Annotated in this window: 25 protein-coding genes; 19 read left to right on the top strand and 6 right to left on the bottom strand. The window is 44.2% G+C overall.

The genetic code is table 11. The features are described from left to right. The first annotated feature begins 44 nt into the window (after positions 1–44). The 3 genes from AC1DCV_RS15475 (at position 45) to AC1DCV_RS15465 (ending at position 2,442) form a co-directional block, all read left to right on the top strand. Entirely contained in the window at positions 45–914 is an 870-nt protein-coding gene (locus AC1DCV_RS15475; RefSeq protein WP_477023975.1) for a polysaccharide lyase, read from the top strand. A gap of 139 nt (positions 915–1,053) precedes the next feature. After that, the gene (locus AC1DCV_RS15470) at positions 1,054–1,872 is read left to right on the top strand and encodes an RNA polymerase sigma factor (RefSeq protein WP_477023974.1); all 819 of its coding nucleotides are present in this window, start codon (positions 1,054–1,056) and stop codon (positions 1,870–1,872) included. A 120-nt stretch (positions 1,873–1,992) separates the two neighbouring features. Continuing rightward, positions 1,993–2,442, top strand: coding sequence for a DinB family protein (locus AC1DCV_RS15465; protein ID WP_477023973.1), 450 nt, complete (start codon positions 1,993–1,995; stop codon positions 2,440–2,442). 5 nt (positions 2,443–2,447) lie between these two features. On the opposite strand, the gene AC1DCV_RS15460 is transcribed toward AC1DCV_RS15465, so the two are convergent. Further along, positions 2,448–3,077 (bottom strand): VOC family protein, encoded by a 630-nt coding sequence (locus AC1DCV_RS15460; RefSeq protein WP_477023972.1) that lies wholly within the window; start codon positions 3,075–3,077, stop codon positions 2,448–2,450. A 182-nt stretch (positions 3,078–3,259) separates the two neighbouring features. Between AC1DCV_RS15460 and AC1DCV_RS15455 the strand changes: the two genes are divergently transcribed. Continuing rightward, positions 3,260–3,670 carry a VOC family protein gene (locus AC1DCV_RS15455; protein WP_477023971.1) on the top strand — a complete coding sequence of 137 codons (411 nt, stop codon included), beginning with the start codon at positions 3,260–3,262 and terminating at the stop codon, positions 3,668–3,670. Here AC1DCV_RS15455 and AC1DCV_RS15450 read toward each other — a convergent pair. Beyond that, entirely contained in the window at positions 3,651–4,034 is a 384-nt protein-coding gene (locus AC1DCV_RS15450) for a VanZ family protein (protein ID WP_477023970.1), read from the bottom strand. The two genes, AC1DCV_RS15455 and AC1DCV_RS15450, sit on opposite strands and share 20 nt — an antisense overlap. 31 nt (positions 4,035–4,065) lie before the next feature. Then, entirely contained in the window at positions 4,066–4,293 is a 228-nt protein-coding gene (locus tag AC1DCV_RS15445; protein ID WP_477023969.1) for a helix-turn-helix domain-containing protein, read from the bottom strand. Positions 4,294–4,525: 232 nt separating this feature from the next. Between AC1DCV_RS15445 and AC1DCV_RS15440 the strand changes: the two genes are divergently transcribed. The 4 genes from AC1DCV_RS15440 (at position 4,526) to AC1DCV_RS15425 (ending at position 7,577) form a co-directional block, all read left to right on the top strand. Continuing rightward, the gene (locus AC1DCV_RS15440; protein WP_477023968.1) at positions 4,526–4,780 is read left to right on the top strand and encodes a hypothetical protein; all 255 of its coding nucleotides are present in this window, start codon (positions 4,526–4,528) and stop codon (positions 4,778–4,780) included. Positions 4,781–4,840: 60 nt separating this feature from the next. After that, positions 4,841–5,098, top strand: a complete 258-nt coding sequence (locus AC1DCV_RS15435; RefSeq protein WP_477023967.1) for a hypothetical protein — start codon at positions 4,841–4,843, stop codon at positions 5,096–5,098. An 86-nt stretch (positions 5,099–5,184) separates the two neighbouring features. Continuing rightward, the gene (locus AC1DCV_RS15430) at positions 5,185–5,742 is read left to right on the top strand and encodes a lipocalin family protein (RefSeq protein ID WP_477023966.1); all 558 of its coding nucleotides are present in this window, start codon (positions 5,185–5,187) and stop codon (positions 5,740–5,742) included. Positions 5,743–6,386: 644 nt separating this feature from the next. Continuing rightward, a complete protein-coding gene (locus AC1DCV_RS15425) occupies positions 6,387–7,577 on the top strand; it encodes a cytochrome-c peroxidase (RefSeq protein WP_477023965.1) in 1,191 nt (396 codons plus the stop codon). 15 nt (positions 7,578–7,592) lie between these two features. Here the strand turns inward: AC1DCV_RS15425 and AC1DCV_RS15420 are convergent, their stop codons facing one another. Further along, positions 7,593–10,721, bottom strand: a complete 3,129-nt coding sequence (locus tag AC1DCV_RS15420; RefSeq protein WP_477023964.1) for a lantibiotic dehydratase — start codon at positions 10,719–10,721, stop codon at positions 7,593–7,595. A gap of 256 nt (positions 10,722–10,977) precedes the next feature. On the opposite strand from AC1DCV_RS15420, the gene AC1DCV_RS15415 reads away from it, so the two are divergent. The 5 genes from AC1DCV_RS15415 (at position 10,978) to AC1DCV_RS15395 (ending at position 13,600) form a co-directional block, all read left to right on the top strand. Then, positions 10,978–11,139 carry a hypothetical protein gene (locus AC1DCV_RS15415; RefSeq protein ID WP_441576669.1) on the top strand — a complete coding sequence of 54 codons (162 nt, stop codon included), beginning with the start codon at positions 10,978–10,980 and terminating at the stop codon, positions 11,137–11,139. An 8-nt stretch (positions 11,140–11,147) separates the two neighbouring features. Next, positions 11,148–11,327, top strand: a complete 180-nt coding sequence (locus AC1DCV_RS15410) for a hypothetical protein (RefSeq protein WP_477023963.1) — start codon at positions 11,148–11,150, stop codon at positions 11,325–11,327. 32 nt (positions 11,328–11,359) lie between these two features. Next, positions 11,360–11,548, top strand: coding sequence for a hypothetical protein (locus AC1DCV_RS15405; protein WP_477023962.1), 189 nt, complete (start codon positions 11,360–11,362; stop codon positions 11,546–11,548). Positions 11,549–11,645: 97 nt separating this feature from the next. Further along, on the top strand, positions 11,646–12,860 hold the full coding sequence (locus AC1DCV_RS15400; protein ID WP_477023961.1) for a lanthionine synthetase C family protein: 1,215 nt from the start codon (positions 11,646–11,648) through the stop codon (positions 12,858–12,860). A gap of 125 nt (positions 12,861–12,985) precedes the next feature. Beyond that, positions 12,986–13,600 carry a response regulator gene (locus AC1DCV_RS15395; protein WP_477023960.1) on the top strand — a complete coding sequence of 205 codons (615 nt, stop codon included), beginning with the start codon at positions 12,986–12,988 and terminating at the stop codon, positions 13,598–13,600. 40 nt (positions 13,601–13,640) lie between these two features. Here AC1DCV_RS15395 and AC1DCV_RS15390 read toward each other — a convergent pair whose 3' ends face one another. After that, positions 13,641–14,483 (bottom strand): universal stress protein, encoded by an 843-nt coding sequence (locus AC1DCV_RS15390; RefSeq protein ID WP_477023959.1) that lies wholly within the window; start codon positions 14,481–14,483, stop codon positions 13,641–13,643. Positions 14,484–14,759: 276 nt separating this feature from the next. On the opposite strand from AC1DCV_RS15390, the gene AC1DCV_RS15385 reads away from it, so the two are divergent. Further along, on the top strand, positions 14,760–17,174 hold the full coding sequence (locus AC1DCV_RS15385) for an ABC transporter permease (RefSeq protein ID WP_477023958.1): 2,415 nt from the start codon (positions 14,760–14,762) through the stop codon (positions 17,172–17,174). An 18-nt stretch (positions 17,175–17,192) separates the two neighbouring features. Here AC1DCV_RS15385 and AC1DCV_RS15380 read toward each other — a convergent pair whose 3' ends face one another. Next, the gene (locus AC1DCV_RS15380; RefSeq protein WP_477023957.1) at positions 17,193–18,023 is read right to left on the bottom strand and encodes a helix-turn-helix domain-containing protein; all 831 of its coding nucleotides are present in this window, start codon (positions 18,021–18,023) and stop codon (positions 17,193–17,195) included. Positions 18,024–18,115: 92 nt separating this feature from the next. Between AC1DCV_RS15380 and AC1DCV_RS15375 the strand changes: the two genes are divergently transcribed. From AC1DCV_RS15375 to AC1DCV_RS15355, 5 genes are all read left to right on the top strand, one after another. Further along, the gene (locus AC1DCV_RS15375; RefSeq protein ID WP_477023956.1) at positions 18,116–18,484 is read left to right on the top strand and encodes a VOC family protein; all 369 of its coding nucleotides are present in this window, start codon (positions 18,116–18,118) and stop codon (positions 18,482–18,484) included. Between the two features lies 1 nt (position 18,485). After that, positions 18,486–18,779 (top strand): YciI family protein, encoded by a 294-nt coding sequence (locus tag AC1DCV_RS15370; protein WP_477023955.1) that lies wholly within the window; start codon positions 18,486–18,488, stop codon positions 18,777–18,779. 105 nt (positions 18,780–18,884) lie between these two features. After that, positions 18,885–19,253, top strand: coding sequence for a hypothetical protein (locus AC1DCV_RS15365; protein WP_477023954.1), 369 nt, complete (start codon positions 18,885–18,887; stop codon positions 19,251–19,253). A 1,156-nt stretch (positions 19,254–20,409) separates the two neighbouring features. Then, the gene (locus AC1DCV_RS15360; protein WP_477023953.1) at positions 20,410–22,869 is read left to right on the top strand and encodes a hypothetical protein; all 2,460 of its coding nucleotides are present in this window, start codon (positions 20,410–20,412) and stop codon (positions 22,867–22,869) included. 3 nt (positions 22,870–22,872) lie between these two features. Then, positions 22,873–23,973 carry a hypothetical protein gene (locus AC1DCV_RS15355; protein ID WP_477023952.1) on the top strand — a complete coding sequence of 367 codons (1,101 nt, stop codon included), beginning with the start codon at positions 22,873–22,875 and terminating at the stop codon, positions 23,971–23,973. Positions 23,974–23,975 lie beyond the last annotated feature (2 nt).

Below are 23,975 nucleotides of genomic sequence, written 5' to 3'. Positions count from 1 at the left end.
CCATCACTATGATAAACCAATTTTTCACCCACAATTAAATCAGCATGAATTCCACTTGTTTCTCACGCTATGCAGTAGCGGCATGGCTGTTATTACTCAGCAGCAGCGTTGTTTCCTGCCGTAAAGACCTGCACACCACCGGCACCCCTGCAGACAGCAGCCCCAACGCCCTCGCAGGTGTCAACGACATCAACAGTACCTGGTCAGTAAACTGGGATAACTACACCAATGGCACCACTTACACCACCGCCAATGCCAATACCGATTTTGGCAATGTAACCGGCTGGAACGAATCCCGCGCATATAATTCCAATGGCAACCTGCGCATTCAACTGAACCCTAACGCGCTTTCTGCAGCCGGTGGGGTAGTGGCCAACATCGATGTGGAGGATGGCGCCGCCTATGAAATGGATTATGATATCCGTTTTCATAGTCAGTTCGACTGGAGCCGGGGCGGTAAAGTAGGCTTTGGCTTTTCCATAGGAGATGGTAATACCGGCGGCGATCCTGCCTGGGATGGTAACGGCGGCACATTACGACTCATGTGGTATCAGAACGATGCCGGCAGGGTATATTTTCAGCCTTATCTGTACTATAAAGATCAGCCCGGGCAATATGGTGACGACTTCGGTCTTTCTTACCCCGCCAGCGGCAGCATCCAGAAAGGAACTACTTATCATGTGCATCTGTATATTAAAAGCAATACCGGCAGCAATACTAACGGACACGTACAAATCGTGATCAACAATACGGTGTTACTCGACCGCGATATCCGCTGGACCACCAACGACAGCAAACGCCTGATCCGCGGTGTTACTTTCCATACATTCCGCGGTGGTAGCCAAACTTACTGGCAATCCTCCACCGTAGGATACATCTATTATGATAATCTGAGCGTACATAAAATAAATTAAAGCTTTTCTAAATAGCCATGCAGGAGAGAAACCCTCTCCTGCATTACTATTTAAACGATGTGGAAAATGCATTTTGCAAAATCGCTGCGGTTGTGTTATTTTCATGCATTACTACCCGTATGAATAACAGATACTACCCTTGAGCCACACGAATGAACAGGAACTATTGCTCTCCGTAGCCAAAGGAGATGAGCGCAGCTTCCAGGTGCTCGTTAAGCAATACTGGCCACAGATTTATGGCACCGCACTTCGGTTAAACCGTTTGCCGGAACAGGCTAAAGACTTGTCGCAGGACATTTTTGTGAAATTATGGAACAGCCGGGAAAAGCTGCCCGAAGTAGAAAGCACCGCTGTCTTTATATATGTAAGCGCCCGCAAGCTGATCAGGGATCACCTGCGTAAAAAAGTGCTGCATACCGACAACCTCGATACCCTCACGGTTCACCTGGGAGCAGCGCCTTCCGGCGATAATCCTTTACATCTGCCTGACCGTATATCGGAAGAAACCTTCGAAGCATTATTTAATCAGTATATGACCGGATCACTGTCTGCAGCCGATCTCCGGCTGTTCAGATCTATGGCCATGCTGCCGGAGAACAAAATACTGCTGTCACAGTTGCTGCAGGATGCCTTTACAGATCCTGCGTTTGCAGCACACGCCGATTTTAATGCAGACGAGATGGGGCAGGAGATCATGCAGAAAGTAGAACAGAACGAAGCTATTACACCAGAGATCCATCGTATGCAGTTGCCGCTGATTTCCCGATCCTGGTTTAAATATGTGGCCGCTGCTGCCATCTTTTTACTATTACTGGCTGGTAGCTGGCAATGGCATTCGCGTCAGCAACACCGGGAGCCTGTGTTGACGCCGCCAGTATTGCTGCCGGCCGCTGCCGGGTTGATGCTGCGGGATAGTGCCCGTACTTTGTCGGATAGTGCAGCCAATGCAACCCCCTGATCGCTGTCTGTACCGCTGCACCGAATTGACTCAAATACCCCCTTATGTTGGCCTATTTGCGTCCCTGCTTATTGCTACCTGTAGCGTAAGTTTGCTAAAAGCTTCCACAAACCACCAGACATGATGAAAACAATATTTGACAACCTCACACGGGATGAATTAATTAGCAGAATCAATACGCTGCATGAAGGGAGCACCGCCCAATGGGGTAAAATGAGCGTTTACGAGATGTTGAAACATTGTACTACTTATGAGCAGATGATGTTAGGTAAGATCCGTTATAAACGTTCGTTCTTAGGACGTTTGTTTGGAAGAATGGCATTGAAGGAATTTGCGGGAGATGACAGTCAGATAAGACGAAATGCGCCCACGCTACCTCAACTTAAGGTAAAGGCTGCGAGCGGGAATGTAGCCGCTGAAAAAAGTAAATGGATTGCGTTGCTGCAGGAATATAGACCTGGTAACAATGCGAACATTGTACACGCCTTTTTTGGAGAATTAACCCATGAACAGGTAGGGCAGTTGGTGTATAAGCATACCGATCACCATCTCCGTCAGTTTAATAGTTAGTGCTGTTATTCTATAAAACGATAGGCGTCATGGGTGTCATAGTCTATGCCATGTTTTTTCTTTAGCTCCTGGATATAATTAAGGGTACTGACGGTATGCGGACTGGCAACGGTATCGCCTACACGCTCAAAAGTATGTAACAACGTTTCTTCCAGGCAGGCAGATATGCTCATGTTTTTGTGTGCTGCAAGTTCCTGCAATAAGGCTGCCAGTCGCTTTTCCAGCCGAACAGGCACGTCTACGCGTTCTATTTTGATCGGAGGTCCCTGGCTATAGATGTAATGCCCGAATCCTAAATAGTTACCATACAAATCTCTGATAGTGTAGTCACGTATGCCATACGCCTGGTCTTCAATAGGCGTGACTATTTCCACGCCATTGGCGCGGTGAAATTCATATTGTGCATCAGCATTATCGATAATAAAATTAACCTCCGAGTGCCCTTTCACATAGTCCGTGTCTTTGGACAGATGTATCGTTACACTACCCAGTGTTACGCCCGCATAGGTAAGCGGATCGCCCCAGGTGAATTTGAGGGAGAAGCCAAGTTTGTCTGTATAAAAGTCAACAGCGGCGTTGATATCATCGACTTTCAGCGTAGGAAAAACCTGGGCGGATTCGGTATTGCTTGTCATAGTACCTGATTTTAGGGAAGATGCAGTCTCATTTCCTCTATAATTTAAGAAAAACAGGCACGAATTACAAATAGTCCTGACTTTGGGGCAGCATTTGGCCTGTTATACCCTTACAATGTCCCCTTTCCCCCCTGTATTTTTCCAATAATAAGGGTAGGTTTGTTTTACTAAAAATTACCACCATGGCACTACTGAATCCGTACCTCAGCTTCGATAACAATTGCCGTGAAGCCATGACTTTCTACCAGGACTGTTTTGGCGGCGAGCTATTCCTGCAAACCGTGGCGGAATCGCCTGTGATGGCGGCGCAAATGCCCGATCATATGAAGGACTTGATTTTGCATTCCACGTTAACTGCTGGCCCTTTGGTGATTATGGCGTCTGACTTAAGCAGGGCAAAACGTGTGGAAGGAAATACGGTGCAGTTGTGCATTAATTGCCAGTCTGAAAAAGAATTGGATACTTTCTTTTCAAAGCTTGCGGTAGGAGGTCAGATAACGGAACCATTAGCTGATATGCCCTGGGGAGCCAGGTATGGCGCGCTTACTGATCAGTATGGAAAGCATTGGCTGTTTAATTGTCCGAAGGAGTAGATGGTTTTAACTTATTCACGATCCGGAAAATCAACCAGGAGAATGCTCCACCTAAGACAGAGGCGAGCACGTCTTTTATATCAAAAGTCCGTTGCGGCATCCACAACTGGCAAAGTTCATACAGCGAAAGCCCTATGACAACTGAAACAATGGTGCTGATTGTTTTTCGTTCATCGAGAGGGTATTTTATGACGGAGTAGCCAAGGAAAAGTACCACCACCGCCAGGAAATTGGGAAGTGAATCCGCAAGGAACAGGGTGGTAATATGATGTTTAAAGAGATAGGGTCTTAGTCTTACCTCTTCAAAAAGGGTGAATGCCAGTGTTAAAATGAGGAGGGTGATGTAGATAGATCGTTTGTTCATGGAATGGTATAAGAAAGAGAACTGGTGGGAATTATTTTTTAAGTACCAATGTATTCAAATCTACTGCCAGTGCCTCCGCCAACTTAAGCAAAGTCGTCATGCTTGGATTGGTTTCTCCAGCTTCCAATCTACCTACCGAACTATGAGAAATATCCGCCAAATAAGCAAACTCGCGGGTGCTTAGCCTTTTTGCTATCCTTAGCTTTTCCAGATTTTTGCCAAATTCCTTTAGTATTTTATCCTCCTGTGCATCTTTCATCCCCGGAAGTTCATTGAAACACAAAAAAATAATGTACCCGTACTTGGGTACATCTAAGAAAATGTATTATCTTTGAAGTAATGAATTGATGATCGATTTTTTAAGTTGATTCATTTATTTTAACATCTAAACATAATAAATCCTGGACATAAAGTTGAGAATTTAAACATGAGTTCATGTATTGGGGATTTTATGTCTATCGGGTTAAATAATCATCACCAAACTCTCTTTTATGAACACCACACCATCCATGCCCGAATGGCTGGAAAAGCCCTTTCACCTTTCGGCAGAAGAAATCCAAAATCCCACGCAGGTCCTGGAAGAATTCTGCTGGCAATATTCTCCAACGGAAGTCCGCATGAAATTAAAAGACTGGTACGCGGCCTCTCTTTCGGACGAAGTTGCTGATACCAGATCTATCTTCACCACTTACGAAAACGTAGAAAAATTAATCGAAGCTGTTTATTTAATTCAGCTGCAGAAATAAGTATAAAGCTATTCCATCGCGTTATGTTGCCGCTATTTAATAACATCAAAACAAAACACCATGACTAACGCGAACAACGTATTATTAACCATTCACTCTTTAATGTCGAAACTACCAGTGGCTTTCCGGGAGCGTGTTTGTGAAGAATGCAACTGGAGTGTACCTACCTTTTACAGAAAAGTAAGATTGAAAGAAGAAAATGCCCTGAGCAACGCCGAAAAAGAAATGATCATGACGGTGATGCAGGAAGTATTAGCGCAACTAACAGCGGAGCTGAAATCTCCACCATTTGTAGCGGAAACGCCACAACTTCGCTAACACCTTCATTTCTACGCCCTTTACAGCACAGCAATTTCTTAAAGGCAGAGTATTTGTATTCATACATAGACAAAAATTCGATATTTATGAATAACAAAAAGCTTCTTGCTATTGCAGTGACAGCAGGTGTATCTGCTGCTGCGGCTATTATTCTTTACAATAGCTGCAAAGTGTCTATTCCCAGAGGCGCAACAGCAATATCGCCATTTGATGTAAGGAGGTACGTGGGTACCTGGTATGAAATAGCCCGGCTGGACTATAAGTTTGAACACAACCTGACGAACGTTACTGCTACTTATTCATTAAACGATGACGGAGAACTGGAAGTGGATAATAAAGGATTCAGCCCTGCCAAACAGCTCTGGAAAGAAAGTTCAGGCATCGCGAAGTTTGTAAAAACGCCTGATGTGGCCCGGTTGAAAGTGTCTTTTTTCGGACCCTTCTACGCAGGCTATAATATCATTGATATTGACAAACATTATAAACATGCATTAGTGGTAGGGAATAATCTGAAATACATGTGGATCTTATCCCGCACCACCAGCATTCCGCCGGTGATTAAAAAACGCTTCCTCGAGCAGGCAGAAGAACTCGGCTATGATACTGATGCACTCATCTGGACGAAGCATGATTTAAACGCATAAAAAGGGTCAAAAAAATAAATTAGGTTTTACTAAAAATATTAGTATTTTTGTAGAAGAAAGCAAATGAATAATGTAGAAAAGTCTTGAACGCTATGCTGTAGTAGTGTTTAGGGCTTTTCTATTTATATAAAATGCTAAATAAGTTAGTGATGGGTTAAATTGAAAACGGGGGGAATATCGTTTTTCAATATGCTCTCAATGCCCATACACTCGCGTTTGCCATTGTCAAATCCTCACTACACTAGCATTGAATATTATACAATACGCCATACACTCCCTTTAGATAATCTTCCATCTGCCCCGAAAACGGGTTCCCCGGATTGTGTTATATTTATCTTATCAAAATAATCTCCTATGGCAAAACAAATGTCTGTCCTTCCCTTTACGGGAAAACTCGGTCCTCTCCTCGGCTATAGCTATGGCCATTTCTCACCTTCATCCATTTGCTGAATCAATTTCATCCCGGTTATACATCCGAAACTCATCCCTGCATCAAGTCCACCTCTCCTGCGCCACTACTATAGATGCATAGCATGTGCTAAGCATAGCCTCGACAGTATCAACATAGTGTTAATACATTGTGTGGGTAATTGAAACGCATAAGGGTATTATTCTTTTCGGGTGTAATTACAGAAAACCCAAACATGTATCTGAAAAGCTCCCTGATTTTATTATTAGTTGCAACGATGATGACAGTGAATATCCTGTCCTGCAAAAAAGAAGATGATACGACTCCTCAACATCCGGGTCCCGGAACGGACGGTAATAGTCCGCTGAATTTGCCAGCTACGTTATACGACTATGTGAATACCAGGAAAAATATGCCACCCTGGTTATTGAACTTTATGACAACGAATCCTCAGTTGGACAATACACCCACCAACAATCCTATTACCAATGAAGGCGCCACACTGGGCAGGGTACTTTTTTATGATAAAGCATTATCCATCAATAACACGATTGCCTGTGCTTCCTGTCATCATCAGGCAAATGCTTTTTCTGATATAGTAGCGCAGTCCAAAGGATTTGACGGACAGGTGACCAGGCGCAATTCCATGCCGGTAGTAAATGTCCGCTTCTTCAAAGACAAGAAAATGTTCTGGGACTTCCGCGCAGCTGATATTGAAGCGCAAACCCTCATGCCCATCCTGGATCATATAGAAATGGGTATGCCCGATCTGGCTACATTGGAAAATAAACTGAAAGGAATTACCTATTACCCGGCTTTGTTTAAAGCGGCCTTCGGTACAACAGATGTCACTTCGGATAAGATCGGGAAAGCATTGTCGCAGTTCCTGCGCTCTATTGTCTCTTTTAATTCAAAATATGATAAGGAGGCACAAAACAACTTCGCCAACTTCACCCCAGCGGAATTAGCGGGACTCCATACCATGCAGCACGACTTCTGCACAGAATGCCACAGTGACCTCAGCACCAGCGCCTTCGGTCAAAAATCGTCTTTCCTGATAGTGGATAATACCGGTGTTAATACGGGCCTGGGTTCTAATAATGGACTGGAAGAAAATTATACTGATAAAGGGTACGGAGAAATCACCCATCAGCCACAGGATCAGGGTACTTTCAAAATTCCGAGTTTGAGGAATGTTGCGTTAACTGCTCCTTATATGCATGACGGGCGTTTTGCTACGCTGGAGCAGGTGTTGGATCATTATGCTTCCGGTATTAAACGTAACCCCGCCCTTGGAACACAGATGCGTGTTGGTGGTATCCCATTAACCGCCACCGATAAAAGCAATATAATTGCCTTTTTGAAAACACTCACAGATGAAGAGCTGGTAAAAGATGTGAAGTATTCGGATCCATTTAAAAAGTGATGTCCAAAATATTCTTTACAATACCGCTTTAAGCTGTTTTTTGGCGATGGCAGTCAACGATTCATAGTACCTGCTCAGGAAATGATAGATCACCAGTTCGTGTTTGCGCTGGTTGGATAATAACATCCTGTTGAGATGCATATGAATATAACTGCCCAGCAAATCGTCCCGCTGTTCGATGTTTACTCCTGCCAGGCGTTGCTTTATTTGCTGAGAGCGGGCAGCGAGAAAAGCGGTGGCTTCTTCAATGCCATTGGCAGCATCCTGCGAAGGATCCAGGATGCTGCTTATTTTGCGCATCTCCTCCCGGTATTTATCATTGAGCTGTAGGAGGAGGGGCTTGCCACCACCAAATTCTTCATAAAAACCTGCCTGCAGCCTTTTAAGCAAGGCTAATTTTTCCGGTAGTGCATACCCGAAATCATTCAGCAGGGTATCTACTCCACGCAGTGCCAGGAGCCAGCGATAATTTTCGCCTTCTTCCTCTTCCAACAGGTTCAGTATGTTTAGTATGCTTTCGCTGTCGTAGTGGAAGAAGTCTTCGCTGAACGTCATAGTGGCTGCGCCATAGCGTTCTATTTCCCTTTCGTAGGTATCTGTTTGCAGGCGGTAAACGTTATTGGGTGCATCTCCCAGTGCATCGTATAGTTTTTCCAGCACTACCTTCCAGAAATCTTTTCGTTCACCGTGGTGGAAGCGGATCCGCAGATGGTTTTCCGGATCATTATACCGGATAAAAAACCATTTGTCGATGATATTTTCCGCTGTAAGTTGCTGAGTAAGCGGTAGTATAATTTCTTTCAGGATATTTTCTGCGCTCCGGGTGCCTGCGTAAAGCTTTACATACAGCCATTCACTGCCGGTAACAAATTTGCGTACAGGCATGTCCGTTATCACAGTGGCTATGGGCGGTTGTTCTTTTTTATTTTTTTCGGGAGATATATACCTCAGTGGAATAATAAATTCATTGGTATGTTTCCCTTCGGGTCCTTCTATCCAGCAGTTATCGGGTGTATGGAGGAATTCCTGCAGGGTGACTTGTTCTTTTTTGATGAGTTGTGTCATCAGCAGGTGAACAGCCACTTCATTTTCCAGATCTGCCGGCAGTTCATTGTCCCCTTCTGTGATGACTACATAACGGGGGAGATCCAGTTGCGTTTTTATCTCCTGAAAAATACTCATGTACTGCGCCGCTGTAGCTTTGGCTAGTGCCGGCCAGTTTTTTTTGTTTAATGTCCAGGTGCTTTTACTGAGAATGATATGTCCGTATTGTATCCTGGGAAGAAAAGATACTTCACCCGGAAGCTGCCATTGCCAGGCGATTCCGGAATGATAGTCCTGGTTTTGTAAGTCACACAGGAATTTATATACCGGCAAACCATTACGATAGTTATGGGCGGTACTCATCCGGGGTATAATGATTTTGTTCAGCTTTTTGGAGCGTAACACCACTTTACCACGTTGTACGCTCACCATCAGATCAGAGAGGTGTATCTGGAATGCTTCCGGGGTAAGACTATTCGACAGGTACACAATTTCGTATTCCCGGAGGCGGGGCCGCATCAGGATATTACCGGTTCTGGATTCCGGCAGGTGTATGACTTCCGCGTAAATTTTCTCCGGATCATTGGCTTCTTCCGCAGCAAGACATTCCTTTACTTTGGTGGCCAGCTTTTCATCACCATGACAGAACCTTCCCAGCAGGTTGGCCGCGGATGGGCCGCTGCAGCCGTTCATGTCAAAGAGGTAGTCGCCATTGTCGATGGCGGCGGCGCTATTGCTTAGTATACTCCCCATGAGATACAGGCTGTCCGGTAGCGTAGATACTTCTTTGTCTTTCAGCGTATCCAGTTGTTCTTTGGTGATGTTGATGACTTTTTTACCATCACGCAGGCACTGATGCAGTTGCTGTAGCTGGAATTCCTGCATTTTGCTACGGGGGCTGCTGTTGGTTTGTCCACCTGGTGCTGCGTGTATGTCATCTACCAGTGGGGTGTGATCCGTATTGCCATTGCTGTGTGAGCCGTAACCAATACCGGCTTCGGTGTCCAGTGCAATGCTCAGCGGCACTTCCTGCTCTTCGTATCGTTGCTGGAACGCCTGACAGAAACTTTGAAGATCCCCGTTTTTGTTGATAGGCGCCAGTTTCCACAATTGCCCGATTTGTGCAGACAATTCATTGATGACCGTATGGCTCAATGTATTGCTGCCGGTAGACAGGAAAAGATCTGTTTGTACCAGGTCCTTGCTGCTGGTGTTGGGGATCATGGATTTCACCAGCGCGTGCGTGGCAGTATATTTGTCGATGCCGGATCGCTGATCCTGCAAAATTGTTTGTATGCGCGAAAGGGGAGTGGTAAATTCCTCCGTGTAGGAGAAATGTCTTAAGCGGTAGTTGAGATGCACAAAAAATTCTTCCCCGGTAACGGTTGGTTCCAGTTCACTTACCAGCAGTTGGTTCTGCAGCAGTTCCGCAGTGAATTCAGCCGCTTCTTCTTCGCTGATCTCATCGGCTTCACTAACAATGCTGTTACGTATATCCTTTAACGTTGCTCCGTGGGCAGCAGTATGCAGCATTTTGTCCAGGTAAGGACTTTTATTAACAGCGGTCAGGTAATAATTGCGGATTTTATTCTTAATGGTGTATGCCGCATAGCGGTACTGATTACCTGTGGCGTATAAAGAGTTGTTGGGATAATAAAGCAGTTGTTCTGTTATTTCGGGTACAGCGGTGATGGCTACTGCCAGCTCTGCTACATAGTTCATGTCCAGGCGGCAGTGCTTTTTATGTTCGTTTTTATTATTCAGCCGGATGTCGGTATGATCTGCGGGATCGCCTGTAGCGCAACCGGCAAAGAGGCCATAGGGCGTACAGCGGGTACTCATCCGCAACAGGTACCGGTATAAAGCAGCGGCGAGTTTGTAATTATCTTTTTCATTCACGGAAGCATCCTCTAACCACTTTTGCAGCTCCTGGTATAGTTCAGGAGAAGCAATATAAATGGCTTCCTGCAGATATTCGTCCCGGAAAGTTTCTTTTATAACAGCAGCGAGCGTGGTGTTAGTGATATGGTTTAATTCTGTAGCTACATTCACCGGTAGTAGTGGTGTTCTTACCACATAAAAATTTTCAGCTCTGATCATGGCCAAGGTCAACATTAGTCGCTGAAGGTAACGGTTTCTACTGCAACCACACATCACGGAAAACAGGTAAAATTTGTGTTTAAACATGTTTTTTAAAAAATCACGCTTTTCCGTGAGTCTACTTTTCTCAGTTTCTACCTACATTTACGATCATCCTGTAATGATAACGATGTAAAACCTGTATTTTTAAAATGCCCTATTTTAGAGACCTGCCAAACATTTAGTCTTTAATTTTTCAACCACATAAATTTGCATTATGAGAAAAACACCTGTTAAAAAACTTGCCCTCGGTAAATTGAAAGTAGCCAAATTAAGCATCAGCAGTCTGGAACAAGGAGATGCGTTCAGACCAACTTACACCGGTTGCAGCCTGATGGCAAAATGTACACCTCCAATTTCAAAAGATCCTTGTTTCTAAACTGATAGATGATGAAAAAATTATCTGAAAAGAAATTGAGTCTGGGTAAAATAAAAGTAGCTGACCTCAGTAAAGCAAATGTTACTGCAGAAGGGTTTATGCTATCACTTGGCTGCGTGCCAAGTGTGAAAATCAGTTGCCTGAGCCAGGGTGCCCCTGTTTGCAGTGTGGACTCCTGTATTTTCTGATTTTAATTTACTGTCCCGCTTAAAATTAGTTTATGAAAAAGCTATCAGAAAAAAAATTAAGTCTGGGTAAAATAAAAGTAGCCAGTCTTTCTGCGGCATCACACCAACAACAAATGGCAGCAACTGCCGGAACTTGTTCCATCATTTGCTCCTTTCGTATTTGCACTGACAATATGAGCCAGGGTGCTCCTATTTGTAGTGTAGATTCTTGCCGCTACTGATTGATATTTTTTATTAGCAACTGACTGTATGGCAAAACATGTATGCGTAAGCAATGCATGTTTTGCCATTACATGTTTTATAAAGTCAATTCGGTTTATGGATCATAAGGAAGAAGCATTATTAGTCCTGCAAAGGATCTGCACGGAACTGGACAGGTTTGCAACAGAAGATACCAACACCGGATTATTGGGCGGCTATACCGGCGTGGCCTTGTTTTATGCATATTACTATCAGCTCACCGGCAAGGAAGAACACCTGGATAAAGTATATGAAATTATAGAAAAATGCCTGCAGGCATTATCTGAAGAACCTATGAATGGTTCTCACTGCAGCGGCATCGCGGGCGTGTCCTGGTGTATTCAGCACCTGACAGAGATGGGCTTGATAGAAGCCGATGATGCAGCCGATACCTTTACCGATATTGATGTATTGATAGGCGATTTTATGGCAGCCGAGCTAAAGGAAGGCAAGAACGATTTCCTGCATCAGGGATTGGGTTCGGCCCTTTATTTCCTGTCAAGACTCCCGGCACCAACTGCAGTTGCTCAACTGGAAAGCATGGTGCATCACCTGGAGAAAACAGCTATCCCACTGCCCGGTGGTATTGGCTGGAGAGATCATTTCTCCAGTAAAAGCCAGGAATACCAGGATCAGCACTTATTTAACCTGGGCCTGGCACATGGCAATCCAGCTATTATTGATATACTGGCAAGATGTTACGAAAAAGGCATTGCCAGGGAAACCGCATTGTCACTGATAGAAGGAAGTATACAATGGTTGATGGGCACCCGTAATAAATCCGGTGTGGCAGAACAATCGCTATACCCGGTATTGGTAGATGCCAACAATCGGGTAATGGGAGAAGCCCATAGCCGCCTGGGCTGGTGCTACGGGGACCTCGGCATTGCGACCATGCTCTGGAATACCGGCAAACGCCTGGAAAGAAGCGATTATCAGCAGGAAGCACGTCGGATGTTCCAACATATCAGCACGCACCGCAATGCGAAGAACGGGGCTGTAAACGATGCCTGTTTATGCCATGGTAGCGCCGGTATTGCCCTTATACTGCAACAGGCCGGATTGGCCGCTAACGATACTGCTTTGCTGGATGCTTCCCGGAGCTGGCTGCAAACAACGCTGCAAATGAATACCTGGGCCGATGGGCCCGCAGGCTTTAAATTTTATCATCACCCCGAATATATCAGCAGTCACAATGTGCTCGAAGGAATTGCAGGAATAGGGCTGTCGCTGATCAGCTTTGCGGATACAGAAATTAAACCTGCCTGGGGGGCTTGTATGCTGATAGTTTAAACTTGTCTTGTCCTTGATACACAGATAATTTTTACTATCTTACATGCATAGTAAATGAGCAGTTAAGTTGTTCACCCAACATCATTATGCCATAGCATACAGAAGTTACAGCAAACAGAAAAACCATGATCCGTTTATATTTTGTTGATGATCACCCATTGATCTTAGAGGGGTTACGATCCCTGCTCAGCATGGAAGCAGATATTCAGTTGGCAGGCGAAACCAGGAACGGTATCTCCTGTCTTCATTTTTTAGCTCAGCATACCGCAGATGTTGTTTTACTCGATACCCTATTGCCTGATATCAGCGGCGCGGAACTTTGCGCCAGCATAAAGAAGCGATATCCTGAAGTGGCCGTGCTGGGATTAAGTTATCATAAAAACGACAGCGGCATTGCCAGCATGCTGGATAGTGGCGCCAGCGGATGCCTGATGAAAAATGCCGATAAAGAAGAATTACTGCAGGCCATTCACGATGTTTATTCCGGGAGGACCTATCTCTCGGCAGAATTAAAACAAGCCCTGAAAGGAGATAGTGTGCTGCATTTGCATATTACCAAACGGGAAAAAGAAGTACTATGGCTCATTGCCAACGGCCATACCAACCACGAAATAGCAGAAAAGCTGTTCATTAGTTCAGATACAGTAGATAGTCACCGGCGTAATTTGCTCGGCAAATTCAATGCGCGTAATACCGCTATGCTGATCAAATGTGCCGTAGATAATAAAGTACTGATTTAAGTAAAACCAGCAGCTCCGGCTTACACCGGAGCTGCTGATTTTATTTTGTTGGCGCCGGAGGTAATGACAACAATGGGATATTGGAATCATAGGCCAGTTTTTTGGAAATACTACCACGGAAGATCGATGCCAGGAATCCGGTTTTCCTGGGAACTACGATGATCATAGAAGCGTGGTGCTGATTGGAATACGAAAGAATACCTTCTACCGTATTATCTTCATTGATATAGTCAAACGTAGCACTGCATTTTTCAAAAATATTATGTAAACTGGCAATCGTATCTCTCGCCTCTTCTGAATAGAGATCTTTTGATACTTTCTCTACATTCAATACCCGCACGGGCACCGGAAAAGCATCCAGTATTTCATAGAGCTGATGCACCGGGATGACAGCATGATCTTTCAGGTCAGTTGTAAATACAACAGATTTTATGCCTCGCCCGATAATCGTGTCTTTGGGAACTATCAATACCGGCACTTTACTTTCTTCTATCATCATGGAAGTGGTGCTGCCAATCAATAATTTTTCGAGTCCGGATTTGCCGGATACCCCCATCACTACCAGGTCTACCTCTTCCGTTTTACATAAATCGCCGATATAGGCCGGCAGGGAAGTATCTTCTGCCAGCAGATCAACCTTTATGTCTTTTACCAATGATTTCAGCCGGTCCTGTACCAGGGCCAGTTGAGACATGCTTTCTACATAAATCTCCTGGCTGCTCTGAGAATTCCCTATCGGTAAATCGGTGCCACCAATAATGGTTTGATAGGCATGGTACAACAGGATCCGTTTTATCTGTAAAGGACCGGCCATCTCGGCAGCGTATTCGGCCGCGCGGAAAGCATTTTCAGAGAAGTCGGTCAGTATGAGTATTGTTTTCATGTGTGTTAGTTTTAGTGCCAATGGAGGAGCCGCTAATTTCCTGCCAGTTAATGGTAAACAAAATTAAGAGGCGGATGTTCGGAAATAGTTATTCCGGCAGCATGAAATTAAGGTAATTTGCTGTTCATTTATGCACTGAAAGTGTCCGTAATTGAACATTCCGGCAAGGTTGTCTTATCTGCTTTCCCGCCATGGTACAACATTCTCCTAAGTGGCATTTTTTTTGGCTCCCGGAGGCGTACATTTATCACTTGTATCGTTGAAATCATACCATTCATGATCAGAAATTACCTCAAGATCGCGTGGCGCAGTCTTTCCCGGAGTAAAGTTTACTCTTTGATCAATATTACCGGCTTAACGGTTGGTATCGCCTGTTGCGTCCTCATCGTTTTGTATGTAAAGGATGAGTTGTCTTACGACCATTATCATAAAAATTATAATGAAATTTACCGTGTACTGCAGGCATTCCGCAACCCGAACGGGCAAAAGGATGTTCCTCCGCCGGCTCCTGCAGAGTACCAGGTATGGGGCTGTGCACCGGTGGGGCCGGCACTGAAGGCCGACTTCCCGGAAATCACCAAAATGACACAGTTTACCAGTCCGGTCAGCTTACTGATGGAACATGGCGATAAACGTTTCCAGGAAGCCAATATGATGTTTGCGGATTCTGCAACCTTCGACATCTTCAGCTGGAAGCTGTTGTATGGTAACCGCGAAACGGCATTGAAGAACCCCAACACTATTGTACTCACCAAAACCATAGCAGAGAAGTATTTTGGCAATACTAATCCCATCGGAGAGGTATTTAAAGCAGAAGGCTCATCCCTGATGGTGTCAGGCGTAATGGAAGATGTACCCGCCAATTCTCATTTTACGTTTTCTGCGTTGATATCCATGAGTACCTTCAGGAAAATCAGGCCCGAAATCTTTGGCTGGTGGGGGTATGTAGACTTCTACACTTATTTCCTGGTACCGGAGCATACCAATATAGCGGCGATGCAGGCCAAAGTGCCGGCATTTTTAAAGCAATATAATCCGCAGGGAACGATTGATTCCTATACCATTGCATTTGAGCCATTAAAAAATGCGTACCTGCACTCTGAGGCAGGACGGCAGCCGGGGCCTACCGGCAGCCTGGCGAACGTGTATATATTTTCGCTGGTAGCTGCTTTTATCCTGTTTATCGCCGGCATTAACTTTATCAATCTCACTACTGCCCGCTCTATGGAAAGGGCCAAAGAAATAGGTGTACGTAAGGCGGTAGGCGCATATCAACAGGGGCTTATCTTTCAATACCTGACAGAGGCAGTATTGATAGCCGCCTTGGCCACCGTGCTGGCATTTGTGATGGTGTTGCTGTTATTACCACTGGTAAGAGAGCTGTCGGGCAAGCACCTGCCTTATACGGATCTGTTGACCTGGAAGATGGGCGTGATGCTCGCTTTAACACCGTTCCTGGTAGGGCTGCCTGCAGGTATTTACCCCGCCTGGGTATTGGCCCGCTTCAAGCCTGCGCTGGTGTTAAAAGGCAAGTTTGAATCTTCCACGAAGGGTATACAGTTAAGGAAAGGGTTAGTGGTGTTCCAGTTCAGTCTTTCCATTGCATTGATTGCCTGTACCGCAATCGTATTTTCCCAGCTGGATCACCTGCGTTCCCAGAACCTGGGCTTCCGGCAGGATCAGATGCTGATCATTGATTATAGTGGCGATGAAATCGTAAATAAGAACATAGATGCGGTGAAAGCCACGTTAGCCAATAATCCTGCTGTACAAAGCATTACCGCCTCCAGGGCAGTACCGGGTGATTTCTTCCCGAATGCGGGTACCAGCATCGCTGCTCCCAGTGGTGAAATGAAACAATTTGACCCGGGGATATACGAAGTAGATTACGATTTCTTTGGAGCCTATGAAATGAAAATGGCCGCTGGCAGGGCTTATTCCCGCGATTTTCCGGCAGATACAGCACATTCCATGGTAATCAACGAAGCGGCCGCCAAACTATATGGTTATGCTAACCCGGAAGATATTATCGGTAAGAACTATGAGCAATGGGGCCGTAAAGGTACCATTGTTGGTGTGGTAAAGGATTTCAACTATCAGTCGCTACATAAGAGAGTAGAGCCACTGACCCTGAGGATGGCGCCATACGATACAAAAAATAAAATATCCCTGCGTATCAAGTCTGATCATTTATCGAAAACTATCGCGGAACTGGAACATACCTGGGCGGTAATGGAGCCGCAACGACCTTTCCGTTACAACTTCCTGGACCAGGCATTTAACGAACAATATCAGCAGGACGTACGCTTCGGACAAATATTCGGTGCTTTTGGCAGTCTGACCATCTTTATTGCCTGTCTGGGTTTATTTGGCCTGGCCACTTATTCTACCGAAAAAAGACTCAAAGAAATAGGCATTCGCAAAGTACTGGGCGCCTCCGTTACCAATATCGTAGGACTCTTATCCGGAGACTTTATCAAGCTGGTATTGATCGCTATCGTGATAGCCACTCCGTTAGGCTGGTGGGGCATGCATCGCTGGCTGGAAGGCTTTGCCTACCGCGTAAATATCCATTGGTGGACGTTTGGGCTGGCAGGACTGGCGGCTGTGATGATTGCCTTGTTCACTGTAGGTTTCCTGGCGTTGAAAGCAGCTACCATGAATCCGGTAAGATCATTAAAATCAGAATAAATGAAACAGGCCCGTGTATCAGAAGGGCCTGTTTTTATAAAATATTCTCCCGTACTCATTTTCCTGTTGATGAAATTTGCCGGGTGGCAAGCCGGTATATTTTCTGAAGTCTTTTATGAAATGAGACTGGTCGTAATAGTAATGATAGAACTCCTTTGATACTTGCCGGATATCCGCCTGCTGGGTATAGATGCTATAAAACTGCTGGAACCGGATAACAGACGTAAATGCTTTAGGGGAGATGCCTACTTTCTGCAAAAATTTCATACGCAGCCAACGACTACTATAACCGGATATTTTTTCGAGTTGACCTACCGATAACATTCCCTGCTTTTGCATGATCTGTTCTACGAGGCAGGTAATCAGCGGATCTTCTGCTGTTATATCCAGATTTTTAAGAAGAAATTCCTGTAGGGTATGGATGCAGATGTCGACTGTTTTCGCATCATTGATTTTCTCCTGCAATTCATTTGTTTTGCTGCCAAAAACAGTGTCAAATGTCATGGCGCAATTGGCGATTTCCTGCAAGTCAAAACGGAAAAAGCGATACGCTCCCCTGGGACTGAATTCTATACCGATAGTCTGAAAGCCGCTGTCGTAGGTCTGTGACACATGAGAATACACCTCTGAATTCCCGATCAGCGTAAGCTTTTTTTCTCCGGAGCACTGATGAACCCCATTGATAATACTGCTGATTCCATTGCTGAATGGGATAACGATTTTCGGCAAGCCATTAGGGACAATGAGCTTTAAATCTTCTTCTTTTAAATTGCTGTCGTGTTCCAGTAGAAATATCCGCAGGATATATTCTTTTAATAAGGGGTGTATGGCGTAGCAGCGGAGATGCATGTTCCTGCCTTTTAACAAAAGTACGGGGTACTTCCGTTTTTTACAATTTTATCTCCTGCCGATGTACCAATTTTGTTTTAAAACACTGCATCATGAAACATTTGATCAATTGGGTAGAAATTCCTGTTGCCGACATCGGCAGGGCTACTACGTTTTACAGTGCTATTTTTAAAGCGCTTAAATTTTGCCAGATGGAGATGAACGGACTGCAATACGCGTTGTTCCCTACGGAAGATACTTACAACAGCGGGGCTTTGGTGGAGKGAGCCGATTACAAGCCGGCCGCATCGGGTATACTTATTTACCTGGATGGAGGTAAAGACCTCAATGAAATTCTCCATCGCGTTGATGCCGCAGGCGGACAAGTGCTGATGGAGAAAACTTTCCTGGGAGAAGGTGCCGGCTATGTAGGCATGTTCAAAGATATAGACGGCAACAGAATAGGCTTACAACATCAATAACATGTACTACCTGTATAAATTAATCCCGCCCCGTCCTACGTTTCACCTGGATACTACTGCAGAAGAAAAAGAAACGATGGACCGGCATATCGCTTACTGGACAGCTTTGACGGATAAGCGTATAGCCGTTGTGTTTGGGCCTGTATTCGATCCCGCCGGTGTATATGGACTCGGTATCATAGAAGTTGATTCGGAAGATAGTGCCCGGCAGGTTGCAGCGCAGGACCCGGCCATTCTTGCGGGAAGCTTTACCAATGAGTTGCTTCCTATGGAGGTGGGCTTGATCCGGCGCTAACGTCATTTTATCAAGTGGACGTAATCCCTTCAGCGATGAAGGGATTTTTTGATTTTAATATGATATCTTCCCATTAGGAGTATATTTACGCACAAATCAATTGCTATGAAAAAACACATGATAACCCCGGGGATTTTTGCTTTTCTTCTGATGACTGCCTGTAATCAGACACCTCCCAAACAGCCCGCCAGCGATTCTGCTACTATTAAAGAAACGCCCGCCAAGCCGACTGAAAGCGAAAAGCCGGTAAAGGAAATCACCGGTAAAGTAAAAGAAGTAGTAAGTGGGAAGGATGGTTATACCGCCAAAGTGGTAAGCGAAGATGGAAAGGTATATTCCGCCACCGTGAGCCATGCTAATCTGAAAGATCCTTCCCAATACAAAACAGTGAAAGCAGGTGATCAGGTGACGGTGAAAGGTGATTCCTGGATGATGGGAGAGGAAGAGCAGATTACCGTGCGGGAATTGAGATGATGAAATAGTAATGATTTTTATAGAGATGGTGTGATAACTATGTTATTTAATCAGGGTAAAGAATGAAGTAGTCATAGAGCAGGTTACATCCCGTCTCAGATGGAAACGAATTTGGACTAAAGGATTAAATTCATTTTAATGATGAGTGAGCAATTGATAGATACTTTTCTTTCGGGATACCCAAAAACTGTTGCTGAAAACAGTTTGTTACTTAGAGAAGTGCTTTGAAACTCTTACCTGAGATACTGGAACAGCTTGACCTTCCTGCGAAAATGATTGCATTTAGCTACGGCAAAAGGTATACCGACATGGTATGCACTTGAATCCGTTAGCGACGCTTGTTAAAGAAGCATTTAAGGCATATAAGAAAAGGGTAAGCCTATAACTACATCGAGGATTAAAGTTGAAAAAATCCTTTAAAAAGTGAGCCGGGGCGGTTTGGTATGTCTCATCCCGAATTTCAGATGAACTTATCATGTCTGATCAATCATTATCTAATGCGGATCGTTTTTTCTTTTTATGAAATGAATGAAAGATTACGCAAATAGGATGCGTTCCTTGCACTTAATTTCACTTTACAGTAAACAACAACGAGAGATTTTACACTAAAGTGTTATAGAAGTTGTTGATTTGTAGACATATCTTGCAGCCTCTCTTTTTTGAGAAGTGTGTAGCGACTTATATTGTATCAGTTTGATTGTGGCAATAATAGTTGTTGCTTTCTTTGTTTAACCATAATAGTCACATGAAAAGTTAATTGATTTGTATTTAAGTACAGTACCATGAAATATGCTTTGTTAGTCCTTGTTCTCGTTTTTGTCAGTGGATTTTTTCTCAAATTTAATTAGCCTTTTGAGCGCTCCAAATAGTTTTGCAGAAAATGAGCCTGCGCTTTAGAGTCATAAGCGGGGTTGAAATTGACGTAGCAGCATTGGACAGGTACCGTTTATTTTATAAACAGGAATTTCTTTATTAAAATAATTTATACACTCAGTAATGTGTTTAAAACCCTATGTCATGAAGTTTTGTAGCTTGTTTTGCTTGTTTGTACATCACATCTGATTTAAGCTGTTATAAAATTCCAAAAAAAGGATACAAACATCTATGAAACAAGTCACTTTTAGAAGCCTCATTTTACAGGAAAACTGATAATCGCATGCAAAATTTATCCCGGCCCCTTCAACTCCTGCTATATATAATACTGTTGCCTTCACTAACGGTGGCGCAGCAGGTATCTAAAGCAACAGATGTTAATAATCCGATACTAAGAACAGCCATCATTGACTCCCTTAACGCACGGGCAATTGGGAAGTCCATCGGTATCCGGCCACCCGTTTCACAAATGAACGGATTACACGGTTTAAATGAAGCTGCGCAATCACAATTCTATCAACATGTAAGTCAGGTGCACGGCGCTAAAGAATTACAGCGTCTTCAAAAAGGCTATGCGCTGCTAAAGGATACCGGGCGGATTACCAATTACCTGAACGCCAAAATGAGGGGGTTTTATGCGCTGAAAAATGATCTCAATGCCAGGTCTGTCATGCAAAAAGGTGCCTGGGATAATCATGTGAAAGAGATCAGTGCAAGTGCTTTTACTGATAATGCCCCAGGAGCAACAGCTCCAGCCGGGTTTCTTGTTAACCTGGAAGATAATATAGTAGTTGGTAATATTCCTGTAAATGTTCATTTTACTAATTTATCGGGATTTAGTACGCCTGACCGTAATTTCCTGGATCAGCAACTGAAACAGTTTTCATTCGACAAGGATGCTTATATGCAACGGATGAATGCTTACGTGGAAAAAAGCTATAACCTCAACAAATATTTTCTGGGAGATATAGATGTGACATCTGCGCTGAAGTCCTTCACATCGCAACGTATAGCTTCCATTCAGTCAGATATGGAGCAAATGGTGGATGCGCAAAAAGCCGCTGCGTTTAAGAATCTTGTGTCAGCAGAACAACTCGTATACCTGGATAGCAGCCAGATTACCCATTTGCTACTGGATAACAAAGTGCTGCAACTGAATGCGGAAGAATTGAGCGGAAAAATACCTGATACGACTTTAATGGCCACTGATGCGCATGGTAGAACTATCCTTGCTGCAAGACATTACCTGGAAAGTGTCAGGAGTCTTAAAACAAATATAAATGAAGGATTAGCCGCAAAAGAAACATTTACCGCCCAACACAAAATCACAGGATCACTGAACGGGCGTCTACAGGATGTTGAAACACAGAAGCGGAATATCAAGAACCTGTTGCCACTGAATTTTCTTCAAAAAATATTACTGCAGGCAAAAAGTCTTGATATAGGTAATATCGCTGCTTCCGGTAGTAAAGGAGGGGTGCAGGATTTGTTTATGTCAGGTGCACAAGGATCGTTTTTAAACAATAATAAATTCCTAATGCTGGGGGCAGGTACCAAAAGCAGCGGCGGGGACATAAAAGACCTGAACTTCACGTCTTCACTTGATCCCGGGGCCTATTCGATGCAGTTTGTTCAAATGGGAGCCGGCGATATCAATAACGAGCATAGTCACGTTGCCATGGTAAATGCCAATACAAAAAATCAGGCATTACGACAGTTTAATACACAAAGCCTGGCAAGAAATATTTTTGTAGGGGCTTTTTCTGAACAAATTGACCTGGGAGAATATGGGAATGTGAAGTTTGAACTCTCGAAATCTAATACCCAATTCAATAATTCAGCGACCGGAAATAGTTACGCATTATCCTCCAAGACAGCTGCTTTTACTTTGTTGAATGATTTCTGGGAAACCCTTTCTGTAGGACTCGATTACAGTGGAGAGGTACGTGTTGCCAATATGACACAACGTGCCTATGTCAGCTATTCCGGGTTGGGGTACAGCAATCCGGCATCTGCCAGCGCAAGCCGGGGAACTATTCGCTATGGCGGAAACCTGAAGAGATCATGGAATAAGCGTAAGATTACTGTAGGCCTCAGAATGGATATGAGAGATATGAATACCTCACCGCTTACGAATAGCAAATACAGAAATCGCCAATATAGTATTGACACCCGTATCAGGATAAAAAAGAATTTTTCATTGACTGGTCAGATTGAACAGTCAATGATGAAACGTATCTCCGAAAAGTTAACCGAAACCGGTTATCTGAACCGGCAGATAAAAGTAGGCTCACAGCTGAGCGGCAAATTGTTTTCCCTGTCTCAGAATAATAATTTCAGCTTTAGTCTGCAACAAATGGAAATGGCGCCGCTGAAGAGTATGTTGGTGAATTTTAACCTCAACCACAGTATCCTGGTAAATACACATATCCTCACCGTCAGCCTTTTCTATAATAAGGATCTGAAAGATCAGGCCCTCTATGGCAACCTGCTGACAGCAGAAACCGGATGGAGTTATCAGCTGGGTAAAATGTTGTCCTGTAGTAGTGGAATTACCTATCTCGATAATAAAGATGTAGTCCGGCAATTAGGCATCAGGCAAACGGTAAGCACCGTGTTACTAAGCCGGTTGAATGTAAACCTGTATGCTGATGCCAGGAAACAACTCCTGAATACCGCCCGGAATTACCTTTTTGGCAATTTCAGCACACAACTTTCTTTAAACTATCAATTGAACAAGTAGTATATGCGGAACTTAATATGCTGGTCCATCTTCGTGCTATTATTTTCAATTCAGCACTCCTTCGCACAGGTAGCTTTTACATTTCTGCCGGAAGTACATGGGCGTACACTGGATGGATTATTTCAGGTAAGACTGGCCAATAGCAGTGGGCAGAAATCGCTGGTAAGATTGCAGGTAACGGTAACTGCTCAGCAGGTGGGGCAGATCGTCACTATCAAGACAAAACCTTTTGAATTACAGGCTGGTATTAATCCATTGCCAGCCGGATTAATGGGTGGTGCCAGCATTGTTTTTGGCAGTAATAAACTGGCTGACATATGTCGTCAATCCGGTTTTTTTACAGAGGGCGACTATGAATATTGTTTCGAATTGCTGGATGAAGGGGGGCATACAGGAGAAGCCGTATCTCAGCAATGCTTTGATTATTATCTCCAGCCTTTTTCCCCATTGATGCTTTCTGCGCCGGCTGATGAAGATGCGATATGCGATAAGCGACCAACCTTTTACTGGCAACCGATGCTGCCTGCTATACCAGGTATGCAGTATCGCCTGATATTGACATTACTAAAACCGGGACAGGCCAAGGTGGAAGCACTGCGTTATAATATGCCCTTGATTAACCAGCAATATATACAGATGCCCATGCTGTTTTTCCCGCCGGCTACCCGCGAGCTAACAGAAGGACAGGAATATATATGGCAGGTAACAGCGTATCGCAATGATATGGTGCTGGCTAATTCTGAGATGTGGACTTTCAAAGTAAAATGTACAGATAGCGTTGCCAGTAAGGTACCGGAAAGCTTTAGAGACATTGAGGATCTGGTAAAAGGAAATTTCTATGTGGCCCGCGGCCAGTTGTTATTCGCTGTGAAGAACATCTACGATAAAGCAAAACTGGAGTATCGTATTTCCTGTATCACTAAACCTGAGCAGGTAGTTAAAAAACTGCCGGTAGTATTACTGGACAGAGGTATTAATCACGTTACTATCGACCTGTCCGACAACAGCACATTCACCGATGGTTATTACTACCTGTTGGAAGTTAAACTTCCCGATGGCGAAACAAAACAATTAAGGTTTCTTTTTAAAAATGATATGGAATAAAA

This window comes from Chitinophaga sp. 10T418, from assembly GCF_056394125.1.
The sequence above is the reverse complement of the archived record's forward strand: the minus strand, read 5'-3'. Positions and strand labels throughout refer to the sequence as shown.

What these genes read in the sequence shown, in the direction of transcription:
- AC1DCV_RS15440 (WP_477023968.1), top strand. Translation starts at nt 4,526, where the DNA reads ATGAACACCACACCATCCATGCCCGAATGGCTGGAAAAGCCCTTTCAC.
- AC1DCV_RS15355 (WP_477023952.1), top strand. Translation starts at nt 22,873, where the DNA reads ATGCGGAACTTAATATGCTGGTCCATCTTCGTGCTATTATTTTCAATT.
- AC1DCV_RS15405 (WP_477023962.1), top strand. Translation starts at nt 11,360, where the DNA reads ATGAAAAAGCTATCAGAAAAAAAATTAAGTCTGGGTAAAATAAAAGTA.
- AC1DCV_RS15365 (WP_477023954.1), top strand. Translation starts at nt 18,885, where the DNA reads ATGAAAAAACACATGATAACCCCGGGGATTTTTGCTTTTCTTCTGATG.
- AC1DCV_RS15415 (WP_441576669.1), top strand. Translation starts at nt 10,978, where the DNA reads ATGAGAAAAACACCTGTTAAAAAACTTGCCCTCGGTAAATTGAAAGTA.
- AC1DCV_RS15465 (WP_477023973.1), top strand. Translation starts at nt 1,993, where the DNA reads ATGATGAAAACAATATTTGACAACCTCACACGGGATGAATTAATTAGC.
- AC1DCV_RS15380 (WP_477023957.1), bottom strand. Translation starts at nt 18,023, where the DNA reads ATGCATCTCCGCTGCTACGCCATACACCCCTTATTAAAAGAATATATC.
- AC1DCV_RS15450 (WP_477023970.1), bottom strand. Translation starts at nt 4,034, where the DNA reads ATGAACAAACGATCTATCTACATCACCCTCCTCATTTTAACACTGGCA.
- AC1DCV_RS15460 (WP_477023972.1), bottom strand. Translation starts at nt 3,077, where the DNA reads ATGACAAGCAATACCGAATCCGCCCAGGTTTTTCCTACGCTGAAAGTC.
- AC1DCV_RS15410 (WP_477023963.1), top strand. Translation starts at nt 11,148, where the DNA reads ATGATGAAAAAATTATCTGAAAAGAAATTGAGTCTGGGTAAAATAAAA.
- AC1DCV_RS15395 (WP_477023960.1), top strand. Translation starts at nt 12,986, where the DNA reads ATGATCCGTTTATATTTTGTTGATGATCACCCATTGATCTTAGAGGGG.
- AC1DCV_RS15400 (WP_477023961.1), top strand. Translation starts at nt 11,646, where the DNA reads ATGGATCATAAGGAAGAAGCATTATTAGTCCTGCAAAGGATCTGCACG.
- AC1DCV_RS15360 (WP_477023953.1), top strand. Translation starts at nt 20,410, where the DNA reads ATGCAAAATTTATCCCGGCCCCTTCAACTCCTGCTATATATAATACTG.
- AC1DCV_RS15390 (WP_477023959.1), bottom strand. Translation starts at nt 14,483, where the DNA reads ATGAAAACAATACTCATACTGACCGACTTCTCTGAAAATGCTTTCCGC.
- AC1DCV_RS15455 (WP_477023971.1), top strand. Translation starts at nt 3,260, where the DNA reads ATGGCACTACTGAATCCGTACCTCAGCTTCGATAACAATTGCCGTGAA.
- AC1DCV_RS15435 (WP_477023967.1), top strand. Translation starts at nt 4,841, where the DNA reads ATGACTAACGCGAACAACGTATTATTAACCATTCACTCTTTAATGTCG.
- AC1DCV_RS15475 (WP_477023975.1), top strand. Translation starts at nt 45, where the DNA reads ATGAATTCCACTTGTTTCTCACGCTATGCAGTAGCGGCATGGCTGTTA.
- AC1DCV_RS15430 (WP_477023966.1), top strand. Translation starts at nt 5,185, where the DNA reads ATGAATAACAAAAAGCTTCTTGCTATTGCAGTGACAGCAGGTGTATCT.
- AC1DCV_RS15445 (WP_477023969.1), bottom strand. Translation starts at nt 4,293, where the DNA reads ATGAAAGATGCACAGGAGGATAAAATACTAAAGGAATTTGGCAAAAAT.
- AC1DCV_RS15370 (WP_477023955.1), top strand. Translation starts at nt 18,486, where the DNA reads ATGTACTACCTGTATAAATTAATCCCGCCCCGTCCTACGTTTCACCTG.
- AC1DCV_RS15425 (WP_477023965.1), top strand. Translation starts at nt 6,387, where the DNA reads ATGTATCTGAAAAGCTCCCTGATTTTATTATTAGTTGCAACGATGATG.
- AC1DCV_RS15385 (WP_477023958.1), top strand. Translation starts at nt 14,760, where the DNA reads ATGATCAGAAATTACCTCAAGATCGCGTGGCGCAGTCTTTCCCGGAGT.
- AC1DCV_RS15420 (WP_477023964.1), bottom strand. Translation starts at nt 10,721, where the DNA reads ATGATCAGAGCTGAAAATTTTTATGTGGTAAGAACACCACTACTACCG.